This window comes from Cupriavidus numazuensis, from assembly GCF_905397435.1.
Lineage (GTDB): Bacteria > Pseudomonadota > Gammaproteobacteria > Burkholderiales > Burkholderiaceae > Cupriavidus > Cupriavidus numazuensis.
In genome coordinates, this window is record NZ_CAJPVI010000018.1 from 93,804 (window position 1) to 106,801 (window position 12,998).

Genomic DNA, 12,998 nt, shown 5'->3' on the forward strand with positions numbered 1-12,998 from the left:
GTGGCGGCAGACCGGCCTAGGCACGCGCCCCGGAGAGGCGGGGCGCGCACGCGTTCAGGGCAGGCTGGTGGTGGTCACCGCCGACGGTGCAACCTGGCCCAGGCGCGACTTCAGCGACTGAGGCTGGCCGCTCATCAATGCAGCATAGTACGTAGCGTTGGAAAGCACATTCTTCACGTACGTACGCGTTTCGTTGAACGGAATGGTCTCGGCGAAGATCGCGCCTTCGACCGGGCGCGACAGCGTGCTGCGCCAGGCCTTGGGCCGGCCCGGGCCAGCGTTGTAGGCCGCCGACGCCAGCGTCCACGAACTGTCGAGATCCGTGAGCACCATGCTCAGGTAGTTGGTGCCGAGCACGATGTTGATGTTGGGATCGCCCATCATCGACGGCGAGAAGTCGGGCATGCCGATCTTGCGCGCCACGTACTTGGCGGTCGCCGGCATCACCTGCATCAGCCCATGCGCGCCCGCCGACGAACGCGCATTCATGATGAAACGCGATTCCTGGCGGATCAGGCCGTAGGCCCATGCCATGTCGAGGCCGACATCGTCGGTCGCGCGCTGCATGAGGTCGCGATACGGCATCGGGAAGCGCAGCGAGAAGTCATGCTCGGCGCGCGTACGGTCCGCGGTGTTGACGGTGCGATCGAGCAGTTCGACGCGGCGTGCGTACTCGGCAGCAGCCAGCAACTCGCGGTCGCTCATGCCGCGCAGTTCCCAGTTCCATTCCCGCGTGCCTTCAAAACGCAGGTTCATGTTGTAGAGCTTCTGCGCACGCTGGAACCCCGCGCGGCTGCGCATGGCCATGGCTTCGGCATCGCTTACGGTGGTGCGCGACGGCAGCGTGATGCGGTTGCCGAGTTCTTCGCTCGCGAGTTGGCCATAGAAATTGAACTGGCCAGCGATCTGCTGGTATTGCTGCTGCGCCTCGGCGTCGCGGCCATCAGCCTTCAGGGAGCGGCCGTACCAGTAGGTCCAGGCCGGGTCCTTGGCGCGCAGCTCGGGCCGCATCATCTCGATGGCCTGGCGCACCTGCTTCCAGTCGCCCTGCCGCAACGCAGCGCGCACGCGCCATTCCTGCGACTCGTCGGACATCCACTGGTTGCCGCCCAGGTCCATCTGGCGGCGGTAGTAGAAGGCGGCATCGGGTAGCAGCTTCTTGGCCGCGTACTGGCCGATCACGCCCCACGCCGCGCCCTGCTCGTCGCGCGACAGGCTCCCGCCGCTTGCGGTCAGATAGGCCACGGCCTGCGACGGATCATTGCGCGCCATCTTGACGATAGTGGCCAGTGTGTCGCCGTCCGCGCGCGCATCGGGCACCGTGGCCGCGATCCTGCCCGCCAGCGTGACCAGGTTTTGCTCTAGCGCCTGGCGCGCCTGGAACGCGACATCGCTGCGCTGGATCTGCTGGCTCTGCACGAGATAGCTGATCAGGTCGACGCAGCCTTCGCCGTAGTAGCGCACATCGCTGAGCACATTGCGCGTATCGGCCGCCACATTCTGGCCCTTGAGCGCGCGCGACAGCAGCGCATAGCACTCGACCTGCGTGTCGTCCTTGAGCACGAACTGCGGATACTCCGCATCGAAATTGGCCCAGTCGCGCTTCTTGCCGAGCACCAGCAGCCAGTCATTGCGCATGCGGTCGGCAATGGCCTGGCCCTTGTAGCGCTGCAGGAACGCGCGCACCTGGTCGTCCGGCGCATCGATGCGCGCCAGTCCGCTGCCGTCGAACATCTGCGGCTTGATGCGGAAATATTCGACGTAAGACGGGATCGGGTAGTCGACCAGCGTCGCCGAGATGGCGTACGCGCGCTCGACGTCGTTCTTGCGCGCAGCTTCGCGCAACGCAACGAACGCGTCGTCCGGATCGGACGGGATGACCGGCGCCGCCTGCACGCGCGGCGCAGCCTGCTGCTGCGGGCGCTTTTGCGCGAGCGCGGGGGTGGCAAGCAAGGCACACGCCACGGTGACCCATGCGGCCTGCCCGGCACGCCGCAGATATACTCCCTTCAGCATATTCTTTGCTTCCTTGTTGTGACGTCGTGCAGCGCCAGCCTTGCGCGCCACCGCCGCCAATGTTGGTTCGATTGCAGGCATTATCCCACGCCATGTCAGCCCATCATCCACCTTCGCCGCCCCCCGATTCAGGTCCGGAAGACGACCGCCGCGCGCAGCGCGCCCGCCTGCTCGCGCTGCGTGCCGCCGTGCCCGACCGTGGCGATGCCGAGGCGCGCATCGCCGCCAGCCTGCTGCCGCTGCTCGAACGGCTGGCGATCCGCTGCCTGGGCTTCTACTGGCCCATCCAGCAGGAATTCGATGCACGCGCCGTCGTGATGCAGTGGCTGTCGGAGGACACCAGCCGCCGCGCCGCGCTGCCCGCCGTCAGCCGCCCGGGCGCGCCGCTCGACTTCCACCTGTGGACACCGGACACGCCGATGACCAAGGGCCACTACGGCATTCCGGTACCGGACGGCACCGACGCGGCGCAGCCCGACGCGTTGCTGATTCCCTGTGTCGGTTTCAGCCCCGATAAGTTCCGCCTCGGCTACGGCGGCGGCTTCTACGACCGCACGCTGGCGGCCATGTCCGCGTCGCCCGTGGCCATCGGCATTGGCTTCGAGGCCTGCCGCATCGCGCTGCAGGCGCAGGAGCACGACCTGCCGATGGACTGGATCGTCAGCGAGGCTGGCGTGTTCTGACGCTGAGACTAACGGTGAAACGGCGCGAGGCTTGAGGGGGCTCAGCCCGCGCAGACCAGTTCGTCCACCAGCGCGCGCATGCAGCGCCAGTGCGAGCCTTCCCAGAACACGCGCCGGCAGCAATCGCACGTGACGAAGCGGTCGTGGCGTTCGAGCACGGCAGGCGGCACGCGGTCCGCCACGACGTCGCGCGCCACCCGCTGCAGCGGTACGTTGCAGTCCAGGCAGAGCGAGAACGGCCTGGCACTGCGGGCCAGGTCGAGCCGTTGAAAGATCTCCCGCACCTGCGGCGTGGACTTGATCGCGCGCACGTAGCAGCCGTGCGTAATGCCGCGGCGCTTGAGCAGCTCGCGGTCGCGCGTCAGCACGATGCGCCCTTCGCGCTCGGCAATGCGCTCGATCTCGCTGTCTTCGAAGTGGTTGTCGTAGAGCGTGTCGAAACCCATCATGCGCAGCAGGTGGGCCAGCCCGCCAAGATGGGCATCGGCCACGAAACGCATGACGCGCATGGGATATGCGCGTACCCGCAGCAGCGGAGAAATATCGAGCGATTCGAACTTGGGATAGACCGAGACGCGGTCGCCGTCCTCGAGCATGCGGTCGAAGCCTGACGACTCGCCGTTGACGAGGATAAGCTCCACCTCGGTATGCGGCACGCCCAGTGCCTCGATCATGTGCTTGACCGTGGCGGCGCGCGCGCACGGGCACAACAGGTCACGCCTGCGCTGGTCCGGCGCAAGGAAGTCGTTCAGCTCCTCGTAGAAGCGGAAGGTAGCGGTGACCATGGGGCAGAGTATGACACCGTTGGCCCCGTGGCGCGGTTCAGCCCTTCTGGTTCGCCAGCCGCAACGCGGCCTCCACGGCCATCTGCGCCCAAGGCGTCATCGCCGCCGGCGACTCCAGGCACTCCGCCGGCAGGCTCAGGTAGTGGCGCAACGCCACCTCGCCCCGGGACGACTGGTAACGGAACGTATGGCTGCGCTCGGCCTCGAAACGCGGCAGCGTCTTGTCGTCGGCCTTGAGGTAGCACTGGCCATCGCTGACCAGCGCGAACATCAGCCCGTCATAGAACAGGCCGTGTCCGCCGAACATGCGGCGCGCGGAGATGGCGCCGATGCACGCCGCCAGCGGCCCCATCAGTTCGAGCAGGTGTTCGATGAAGGGATCGGGTCGGCGCGCGGCCACGCTCAGAGCTTCAGGCGCTGCCAGATCGCCTTGGTGGCGCCGGCCGCGTTGAGCGTGTAGAAATGCAGGCCCGGCACGCCGCCAGCCAGCAGCCGTTCGCACAGCGCCGTGACCACGTCCAGGCCGAACGCGCGGATCGACTCGCGGTCATCGCCAAAGCTCTCCAGCCGCTTGGCCACCCAGCGCGGCACTTCCGAGCCGCACATGTCGGAGAAGCGCATCAGCTGCGAATAGTTGGTGATCGGCATGATGCCCGGGACGATCGGCACGTCCACGCCCATCGCGCGCGCATCATCGACGAAGCGGAAGTACGCGTCGGCGTTGAAGAAGTACTGCGTGATCGCGGAGTTCGCGCCGGCCTTCACCTTGCGCGCGAAGTTCTCCAGGTCGTGGCGCGGCGATTTTGCCTGCGGATGGTATTCCGGGTAGGCCGCCACTTCGATCTGGAACCAGTCGCCGGTCTCGGCGCGGATGAACTCCACCAGTTCGTTGGCGTAGCGGAATTCGCCGATCTCGCCCATGCCCGACGGCATGTCGCCGCGCAGCGCCACGATGTGGCGGATGCCACCGTCGCGGTACTGCTGCAGGATCTCGCGGATGCTCTCGCGCGACGAGCCCACGCACGACAGGTGCGGCGCGGCTTCGATGCCTTCGCGCTGGATTTCCAGCACGGTATCGAGCGTGCCTTGCTGCGTGGTGCCGCCGGCGCCGAACGTCACCGAGATGTACTTCGGGTTGAGCGGAGCGAGCTGCGCGCGCGTGTTGCGCAGCTTCTCGGCACCCTCCGCCGTCTTCGGCGGGAAGAATTCAAAGCTGTAGTAGCGGTCTTGCATGATAGTGGCGCGCTGCGTTGGCACAGCGCGCTTGGTAGGACCCGCGGTAGTGCGCGGCCGTCAGGCCGTGCGCTCGCCCAGCAGCAAGCTGGACAGCAGCCACGAGATCACGCTGTACAGGATGGAGCCCAGCAGCGCCGCGCCGAAACCGCCGACCGAGAAGCCCGACAGCAAGTTGCCGACGAACAGGAACAGCAGCGCGTTGATCACGAAGATGAACAGCCCCAGCGTCAGCACCGTCACCGGCAACGTCAGGATCACCAGGATCGGCCGGATCAGCGTATTGACCAGGCCCAGCACCAGCGCGGCCAGCATCGCCGAGCCGAAGCTCTTGAGGTGGATCGACGGCAGGATGTACGGCAGCACGAACAGGGACACGGCGTTGATGATCCAGACGATCAGCAGTCTCATGACGGCTCCTTGGAATCGGTTTCTCCCCCTCCCGCAAGCGGGAGAGGGTGCGTGGCAACGGTATCAATAACGGTAGTGATCGGCCTTGTACGGGCCTTCCTTCTTCACGCCGATGTACGCGGCCTGCTGCTCGGTCAGCTCGGTCAGCTGCGCGTTCAGCTTGCGCAGTTGCAGGCGGGCGACCTTCTCGTCCAGGTGCTTCGGCAGCGTGTACACGCCGACCGGGTACTTGCCGCTGTCGCGCTCTTGCCAGAGTTCGATCTGCGCAATGGTCTGGTTGGCGAACGACGAGCTCATCACGTACGACGGGTGGCCGGTGGCGCAGCCCAGGTTCACCAGGCGGCCCTTGGCCAGGATGATCAGCTTCTTGCCGTCCGGGAACTTGACGTGGTCGACCTGCGGCTTGATCTCGTCCCACTCGTACTTCTCGATCGAGGCGATATCGATCTCGTTGTCGAAGTGGCCGATATTGCAGACGATGGCCTGGTCCTTCATCTTGGCCATGTGCTCATGCGTGATGACGTGGTAGTTGCCGGTGCAGGTCACGAAGATGTCGCCGTGCTCGGCGGCGTAGTCCATGGTGACCACGCGGTAGCCTTCCATGGCAGCCTGCAGCGCGCAGATCGGATCAATTTCAGTGACCCACACCTGAGCCGACAGCGCACGCAGCGCCTGCGCGCTGCCCTTGCCCACGTCGCCGTAGCCGGCCACGATGGCGACCTTGCCGGCGATCATCACGTCGGTGGCGCGCTTGATGCCATCGACCAGCGATTCGCGGCAGCCGTACAGGTTGTCGAACTTGCTCTTGGTGACCGAGTCGTTGACGTTGATGGCCGGGAACTTGAGGTCGCCCTTCTGCGCCATCTGGTACAGGCGGTGCACGCCGGTCGTGGTTTCCTCGGTCACGCCGCGGATGGCGGCCAGGTTGCGGCTGTACCACGACGGGTCCTTGGCCAGCTTTTCCTTGATCGCGGCGAAGAGGAAGGTCTCTTCCTCGCTGCCCGGGTTGGCGATCAGCGAAGCGTCCTTCTCGGCCTTGGCGCCGAGGTGCAGCAGCAGCGTGGCATCGCCGCCGTCGTCCAGGATCATGTTCGGGGTGCCGCCGTCGGCCCAGTCGAAGATGCGGTGCGTGAAGTCCCAGTATTCCTTGAGCGACTCGCCTTTGAATGCGAACACCGGCGTGCCGCCCGCGGCGATCGCGGCAGCGGCGTGGTCCTGCGTCGAGAAGATGTTGCACGAGGCCCAGCGCACGTCGGCGCCCAGTGCCGCGAGGGTCTCGATCAGCACGGCGGTCTGGATCGTCATGTGCAGCGAGCCGGCGATGCGCGCGCCCTTGAGCGGCTGCGCGGCGGCGAATTCGTCGCGGATCGCCATCAGGCCCGGCATTTCGGTCTCGGCGATGGCGATTTCCTTGCGGCCCCAGCCGGCCAGGCCGATGTCGGCGACGAGATAATCTTGCTTGAGGTCGGTCACAGCGTTCATGTATCACTCCCGGTGAAGAGTGGATGACGGTGACGGGCGGGAAATCAGGCCGCGCTTCCCATATGCATGAAACGCCATGCGGATAGGGATGAAACGGGCGGATAGGTCGACTCGCCACCGTGCAAACCACGGATCAGCGAGCGCCGTTGAAGACAGTCCGAGCCTGGCGGAGGGCATGTTACGCCACGATCCGTTGCAACGCTCCTCGGAGTGGCGGTATTGTAGCCTGCCCGGCGTGGACCCGCACAATGGCCACCGGCTTTTTTTCCGCTCATTTCCTTGACATGACCCCGACACCACCCCGCACTCTCACCATCGCAGGTTCCGACTCGGGCGGCGGCGCCGGCATCCAGGCCGACCTCAAGACGTTCTCGGCACTCGGCTGCTTCGGCATGAGCGCCATCACCGCGATCACGGCCCAGAACACGCTGGGCGTGACGGGCGTGCATGCGATTCCGGCCGACATGGTTGCCGCGCAGATCGACGCAGTCGCCTCGGACATCGGCGTCGATGCCGCCAAGACCGGCATGCTCGGCACCGCGGCCATTGTCGAGGCCGTGGCTGCCGCTGCGGACCGCCATGGCATCCGCAAGCTGGTCGTCGACCCGGTGATGATTTCGACATCGGGCGCGACGCTCTCGGATGACGCCACCAGCCAGGCCATGGTGCGCCTGCTGTTCCCGCGCGCCGTGCTGGTGACGCCCAACCTGCCTGAGGCCTCCTACCTGCTGGGCCGGCCGATCACACGCCGCGCCGAGATGGAACAGGCCGCCGCCGACCTGATCGCGCTGGGCTGTCCCGCAGTGCTGCTCAAGGGTGGCCACCTCGATGACGATGGCCCCGCGAGCGTGGCCGGCGGACTGGACGATCTGCTGATGCTGGCCGACGGCACCGTGCGTGTCTTCACGCACCCGCGCATCGACACGAAGAACCTGCACGGCACGGGCTGCACGCTGGCCGCAGCCGTCGCGGCGCAACTGGCACGCGGCGACGCGCTGGAAGATGCTGTCAGCAAGGGACTGGACTACGTGGCGCAGGCGATCACAGCCGGCGCCAGCCTGAAACTTGGCGCGGGCAATGGCCCGCTTAACCACGCCTTCGCACCGCGCGTGCTGGGCTGAACGGAGCCGATATGCAGCAGCTATCCGACATCGACCTGCGCGAAGACCCCGCCGCCGCGCGCTACGTCAAGGAAGAGCAGGTACAGGTGATGTTTGCCGCCAAAGCCGGCGAACTGGAGAGCCGCGAAGGCCCCAACCGCTACCGGGTCGGCGATGCCATCGTCACTGGCGCGACCGGCGACCGCTGGGTCGTCTCGCGCGAGCGCTTCGACCCGAAGTACGTGGCATTGGAGCCGTCCGCCCACGGCCAGGATGGCCCCTACCGCAACAAGCCGGTACCCGTGCTGGCCCGGCGCATGGAAGAGGCGTTCAGCATCGCGCGCTCGGACGGCGGCGATGTGCTGCACGGCAAGCCGGGCGACTGGCTGATGCAGTACGCGCCCGGCGACTACGGCATCACCGAGCAGAAGCGCTTCGCAGCGGTCTACCGGCGACTGCCGGACTGATCAGTTGCCGCCGCTGGACAGCGGCACGAGCTTGAAGGCCGCACGGGCCACGCACACCACGGTGCCCGAGGCGTCCTTCACCTCGCCCTCGCAGAACGCGATGCGGGCGCCGCGGCGCATGCAACGGGCCTCGAGCGTCAGCTCGCCGCGCGCCGCAGCCAGGAAATGTGTGGACATATCAATCGTGATCACACCCGTTTCCGTGGGTGCGTGCGACCGAGCCGCGCCGCTCAGCGTGAAATCCAGCGTTGCCATCAGGGTGCCGCCGTGCACGTCGCCGCGGCTGTTCACGAGCTGCGGATGCGCGGGCAGGCGCGTGCGGCAATAGCCCTCCTCGATCAGCTCCGGCTGCAGGCCGAAGTAGCGCATCAGCGGGACATCGATGCCGAAATACGGCTTTTCAGGCGTGCCGGGGGCGGCGGGGATGATTTCGGGGATGGTCGGGCTGGACATGGCGGGGAACGATCGGTGGTTGGCCGGGGATGCTGCACGACATGATAGCGGGGTGGTTTGGAGCGGTTTCGGGTGCTGGGCGAAAGTCGCACGAATTTTGGGGGGATCGGGGAGGGATTTTGGTTCGGGCGAGGGAATCGCTCTTGGCGGGCGCCGCTGTTTCGCCGGCGTAGCCGGCGGGTTTTGGTTGAGACCGGGGTATCGCTCTTGGCATGCGCTGCTGTTTCGCCGGCGTAGCCGGCGAGTCACTTTTTGTCCGAGCGACAAAAAGTAACCAAAAAGCGCGTCGTTGCCGCTGGCCATCAATTCCACGGCGACAGTGGTTCCAACGGCTTTGGACGCCAGCGATGGTGGTCGGCCGTTCCAACCTGCTACGCCATGTGAGTCAGAACCTGTGCCTCACGCGGCACGACTTTTGGACGATCCCCAAGACGGACTCGGGTACAGCGTTCCAACCAGGTCAGTGGTGGGACGCCTTCGGCTGCGCTGCGCGCACGTCGTCGTCTGGGGGCAAGCTCATCAACGTCGCTGGCGCCCAGGTTCGTCCAAGGTCCTCTCGACTTCGGCATGCCATGCGCGGGCATCGTCCCCGAGGCGTGGTTTGCCCTGGGCTTGTGTGCTCAGACTAGGGCTCTGCGCGCAGCGCAGCCGAAGGCGATCACACGATATCGCTCGCAGCAGGGGCCACAGACGCTTGCAGGGCTCGTTCAATCAGCGCTGTATTCCCACTCACGGTCGTGCCCCACGCGGCAGGCAGCGTAATTCACTCTGAAGCCCATACCCGTACAACACCCTCAGCACACTACGATAAAAATTCGCCCCTTTGGGGCAACCAAAACGCGTTTTTGGTTACTTTTGTCGCTCGGACAAAAGTGACTCGCCGGCTACGCCGGCGAAACAGCGGCGCCCGCCAAGCACGACAAACCCACCACCTCAAGCGCCCTCAATCAAACACCAAACAAAGCCTTCAACTCCCCCACCGCCGCAGTCAAATCAACAGCCTCGGTAACCGCCCGCACCACCGCAGCACTCCCAACCCCAACCGCCAGCACCTGCCCCATATTGGAAGCATTCACACCACCAATGCCCACCAGCGCCGGAATCACCGGCTGCATCAGCTTCGCATACGCGCGGAACCGCCCCATGCCCTGTGGCGCCGTAGGCATGACCTTGGTGGTCGTCGGGAAGATCGCCCCCAACGCCAGATAACTAGGCCGAATCGCCGCCACGCGCAGCATCTCCGCATAGCCGTGCGTCGACACGCCGAGCCTCAGCCCCGAAGCGCGCAGCGCATCAAGGTCGGCATCGTCGAGGTCTTCCTGACCGAGGTGGATGCCATAGATACCGCTGTCGCCGCCGGCGGCGGCATGTAGCTCAACAGCCGCCTGCCAGTGGTCGTTGATGAACAGCCGCGACTGCGATCCCTTGGCAGCCTGCGCGGCACGCGCGATTTCCGCACGCACGGCGGCCGGGTCATCCGACTTGAAGCGCAACTGCACCGTGGGCACACCCAGCGGCACCAGCCGCTCGATCCATTCCGCGGTAGGCACCACAGCATAAAGGCCAAGCGCCGGCGGGCACGGCGCGAAGGCCTGCGCAGCAGCTTCCGGCGCCACCAGCGCGGCGTGACGCACACGCGGGAACCGCTCGAACTCTGACGGCCATTCCGCCGACCCCGGCCGCCACGCACGTGCGAGGCACAGCGCGTCATGCGCCGGGAAATGCAGCGACAGACAAGCCAGCAGCACCGCAACGAACGCCGGCGAGTGTGCGTGATCGTCGTCAGCGCGCGAGGAGAGCACCCATGTGCCCATCGGCGAACGCACGGTGTCGATCCACTGGCCGCCTTCGCGGTCAGTCTCGATCAGCGTGGCACCGGCGGTGGCAATCCGTGCGATCAGGTCGGCATCGACCTCACCATCCGACAGCAGCACGTCGTGCACGCCGGGCGTGGCGGGCGCATCGGCAAGCCGCCACGCCTGCCACGGATGATCCGACAGGCCAAAGGTCTCGCCGTAATGCTCCAGTACGGCCTGGCGCAGCGGACCGTCGCTCGCGGCGTGTACCGCGTGGCGGGTCATGCGCGGTGCTCCGTGCCTTCGGCGTGCCAGAACGGCATGCCGACCACCGGCGTGCTGGCCTGCGCGACTTCGCGCTCGGGCATCGGCCCGGCCAGGTAGGCGGTGCGGCCGGCTTCGACGGCCTGCGCGAAGGCGCGGGCCATGTTGACCGGATAGGCGGCCTGCGCCACGGCGGTGTTCAGCAGCACGCCGTCATAGCCCCATTCGAGCACCTCCGCGGCGTGTGACGGCAGGCCCAGGCCCGCGTCGACGATCAGCGGCGTGTCCGGCAGGCGTTCACGCAGCACGCGCATCGCGTGCGGGTTGATCGCGCCACGGCCGGTGCCGATCGGCGCGGCCCATGGCATCAACGCCTGGCAACCCACATCGAGCAGGCGGCGGCACAGTACGAGGTCCTCGGTGCAATACGGCAGCACCTTGAAGCCTTCCTTGATCAGCGTTTCGGCCACGGCGGGCAGGTTCAGCGTGTCGGGCTGCAGCGTGTAGTCGTCGCCGATCAGCTCGAGCTTGATCCAGTCGGTCTCGAACACCTCGCGCGCCATCATGGCGGTGGTGATCACTTCCTGCGGCGCGAAGCAGCCAGCCGTGTTGGGCAGCACCGGCACGCCCAAGCCCTTGAGCATCTGCCAGAAGGCCTGGCCACCCTCGCCTTCGCCCACCGCGCCCTGGCGGCGCAGTGCCACGGTCACCATGGCCGGGCGCGAGATTTCCACGGCGGCCTGCAGTGTGGCCGGCGACGGATAGCGGGCCGTGCCCAGCAGCAGGCGCGAGTCGAAGGACTCGCCGTAGAGCACGAACGGGTCGCGCAGGGTTTCTGTCGGTTCGAATGTCATGGGGGTCAGCCTCCCGTCACGGGTTGGACGAGGTCAATGCGGTCGCCGGCCGCGAGGGGCGTGGCCGCGTGCGCAGCGCGCGGCACGAACTGGCCGTTGACCGCCGCGGCGAACGGCGGAGCAATCTTGGCGGCCACCACCGCGTCCGCCAGCGTGGCGGCGTCGGCGACGATGAAGGGGCGGCCGTTCAGCAGGATATCCATGGGTTCAGCATCAGTGCAGCAGGCCGGAGTGGACCACAGGGGCCCCGGCGAGCGCGGGTGTTTCCGTCACGGCCTCGATCATGCCGGGCCAGCGCAGAGCCGCCGGCACCGCATGCGCGGCCGGGTCATCATTGAGCAGCGCGTTCACGACGGCGCAGGCCGCTTCGGTGACCGCGGGTGCGATCAGGAAGCCGTGCCGGTACAGGCCGTTCACGCGCACCACGCGCGCCTGCTGGTCCACGCGGATCGCAGGCAAGTGGTCGGGACGCGTCGGGCGGCGCTGCACGTTCAGTTCAAGCACGCGCGCCTCGCCGAATGCCGGATGCAGCGAGTGCGCCGCCGACAGCAGTTCCAGCGCGGAGCGCACGCTCATCGGCGAATCATCTTCGCTTTCGAGTTCGGTGGCGCCGATCACGTACAGATCGTTGGGCTTCGGCGCGATATAGATCGGGTAACGCGGATGCAGCATGCGCACCGGCCGATGCAATTTCACATCGGGCGCATGCACGCGTACGACTTCGCCGCGCAGCCCACGCAGGCCCGGCATCGCGCCGCGGCCATCCTTGCCCGGTTCGGCCGGCCACGCGGTGCGCGCACCCAGACCACGGCAGTCAAGCACCACGCGCGCCTGGATGCCTAGCGACGGCAGCGTGGCAACGTCCACCTCTCCGGCCTCCCAGACGCAATGCACGCCCTCGCTGACCGCGCACGACAGCAGCGCGCGCAGCGCGCCACGGTTGTCGAGCTGGCCTTCGCCGGACAGCAACAGGCCTTGGGGAAAACGCCCAGCCAGTGCAGGCTCCACGTCGCCCACGCCCTTGCCGTCGAGCACGCGCATGCGCTGCGCCACCAGTTCCGGCGGCGACACTGCGCGCACGCGGCTCGTGAACAGCGACATCTCGCCGCGATCGCGCGCATGCCAGACCACGAGCGTGCCGTCCTCCTGGAAGAACACGGGCTCGGGCAACTGTGCCAGCCACGCGCGCCACAGGTCGACGCTGGCAATGCCGAGATCGACGATGCGGCGCTCGGCAATTGCCGACTCCGCAAGCGGTGCCAGCATCGCGGCGGCGACATGCGCGGCAGAGCCCGAACCGTCCGGGCTGCCGCGCTCGACCAGTGCCACGCGCGCGCCGTGGCGCACCAGCTGCCATGCGGCCAGGCGACCGGCCAGGCCTGCACCGAGGATCGCGACATCAAAGGACTGCACTGCTGTCATGGGGTGTGTGCCGTCTGGCAACGCATGCGCGC

At 66.9% G+C, this 12,998-nt stretch carries 14 protein-coding genes and 1 riboswitch; of the genes, 3 read left to right on the forward strand and 11 right to left on the reverse strand.

Annotation, left to right across the window (positions count from 1 at the left end; translation table 11 throughout):
- Positions 1-54: 54 nt before the first annotated feature.
- Positions 55-2,016 (reverse strand): lytic transglycosylase domain-containing protein, encoded by a 1,962-nt coding sequence (locus tag KHO41_RS16130; RefSeq protein ID WP_211954280.1) that lies wholly within the window; start codon positions 2,014-2,016, stop codon positions 55-57.
- 92 nt (positions 2,017-2,108) lie between these two features.
- Between KHO41_RS16130 and KHO41_RS16135 the strand changes: the two genes are divergently transcribed.
- Positions 2,109-2,699, forward strand: a complete 591-nt coding sequence (locus KHO41_RS16135) for a 5-formyltetrahydrofolate cyclo-ligase (protein ID WP_211954281.1) — start codon at positions 2,109-2,111, stop codon at positions 2,697-2,699.
- Positions 2,700-2,740: 41 nt separating this feature from the next.
- Here the strand turns inward: KHO41_RS16135 and KHO41_RS16140 are convergent, their stop codons facing one another.
- The 5 genes from KHO41_RS16140 to ahcY form a co-directional block, all read right to left on the reverse strand.
- Positions 2,741-3,484 carry a Mut7-C ubiquitin/RNAse domain-containing protein gene (locus tag KHO41_RS16140; RefSeq protein ID WP_211954282.1) on the reverse strand — a complete coding sequence of 248 codons (744 nt, stop codon included), beginning with the start codon at positions 3,482-3,484 and terminating at the stop codon, positions 2,741-2,743.
- A gap of 37 nt (positions 3,485-3,521) precedes the next feature.
- Positions 3,522-3,884 (reverse strand): TfoX/Sxy family protein, encoded by a 363-nt coding sequence (locus KHO41_RS16145; protein ID WP_211954283.1) that lies wholly within the window; start codon positions 3,882-3,884, stop codon positions 3,522-3,524.
- Positions 3,885-3,886: 2 nt separating this feature from the next.
- A complete protein-coding gene (gene metF, locus KHO41_RS16150; RefSeq protein WP_211954284.1) occupies positions 3,887-4,717 on the reverse strand; it encodes a methylenetetrahydrofolate reductase [NAD(P)H] in 831 nt (276 codons plus the stop codon).
- A 60-nt stretch (positions 4,718-4,777) separates the two neighbouring features.
- On the reverse strand, positions 4,778-5,128 hold the full coding sequence (locus tag KHO41_RS16155) for a phage holin family protein (protein ID WP_211954285.1): 351 nt from the start codon (positions 5,126-5,128) through the stop codon (positions 4,778-4,780).
- Positions 5,129-5,191: 63 nt separating this feature from the next.
- Positions 5,192-6,610 (reverse strand): adenosylhomocysteinase, encoded by a 1,419-nt coding sequence (gene ahcY / locus KHO41_RS16160; RefSeq protein WP_211954286.1) that lies wholly within the window; start codon positions 6,608-6,610, stop codon positions 5,192-5,194.
- Positions 6,611-6,741: 131 nt separating this feature from the next.
- Positions 6,742-6,823: riboswitch (S-adenosyl-L-homocysteine riboswitch) on the reverse strand.
- 71 nt (positions 6,824-6,894) lie between these two features.
- Between ahcY and thiD the strand changes: the two genes are divergently transcribed.
- Both thiD and KHO41_RS16170 read left to right on the forward strand, forming a co-directional pair.
- Entirely contained in the window at positions 6,895-7,731 is an 837-nt protein-coding gene (gene thiD, locus KHO41_RS16165; protein WP_211954287.1) for a bifunctional hydroxymethylpyrimidine kinase/phosphomethylpyrimidine kinase, read from the forward strand.
- A gap of 11 nt (positions 7,732-7,742) precedes the next feature.
- On the forward strand, positions 7,743-8,177 hold the full coding sequence (locus KHO41_RS16170; protein ID WP_211954288.1) for a PGDYG domain-containing protein: 435 nt from the start codon (positions 7,743-7,745) through the stop codon (positions 8,175-8,177).
- Here KHO41_RS16170 and KHO41_RS16175 read toward each other — a convergent pair whose 3' ends face one another.
- The 5 genes from KHO41_RS16175 to KHO41_RS16195 all read right to left on the reverse strand — a co-directional run bounded on the left by KHO41_RS16175 (position 8,178) and on the right by KHO41_RS16195 (position 12,966).
- Complete coding sequence (locus tag KHO41_RS16175) at positions 8,178-8,630, reverse strand: PaaI family thioesterase (RefSeq protein WP_211954289.1); 453 nt, start codon at positions 8,628-8,630, stop codon at positions 8,178-8,180.
- Between the two features lie 947 nt (positions 8,631-9,577).
- A complete protein-coding gene (locus KHO41_RS16180) occupies positions 9,578-10,711 on the reverse strand; it encodes a thiamine phosphate synthase (RefSeq protein ID WP_211954290.1) in 1,134 nt (377 codons plus the stop codon).
- A complete protein-coding gene (locus KHO41_RS16185; RefSeq protein WP_211954291.1) occupies positions 10,708-11,544 on the reverse strand; it encodes a thiazole synthase in 837 nt (278 codons plus the stop codon). The genes KHO41_RS16180 and KHO41_RS16185 overlap by 4 nt, the downstream gene beginning before the upstream one ends.
- A 5-nt stretch (positions 11,545-11,549) precedes the next feature.
- Complete coding sequence (gene thiS / locus KHO41_RS16190) at positions 11,550-11,747, reverse strand: sulfur carrier protein ThiS (protein WP_211954292.1); 198 nt, start codon at positions 11,745-11,747, stop codon at positions 11,550-11,552.
- A 10-nt stretch (positions 11,748-11,757) separates the two neighbouring features.
- Positions 11,758-12,966: an FAD-dependent oxidoreductase gene (locus KHO41_RS16195; protein WP_211954293.1), complete on the reverse strand. Its 1,209-nt coding sequence runs from the start codon at positions 12,964-12,966 to the stop codon at positions 11,758-11,760.
- Between the last annotated feature and the right edge of the window lie 32 nt (positions 12,967-12,998).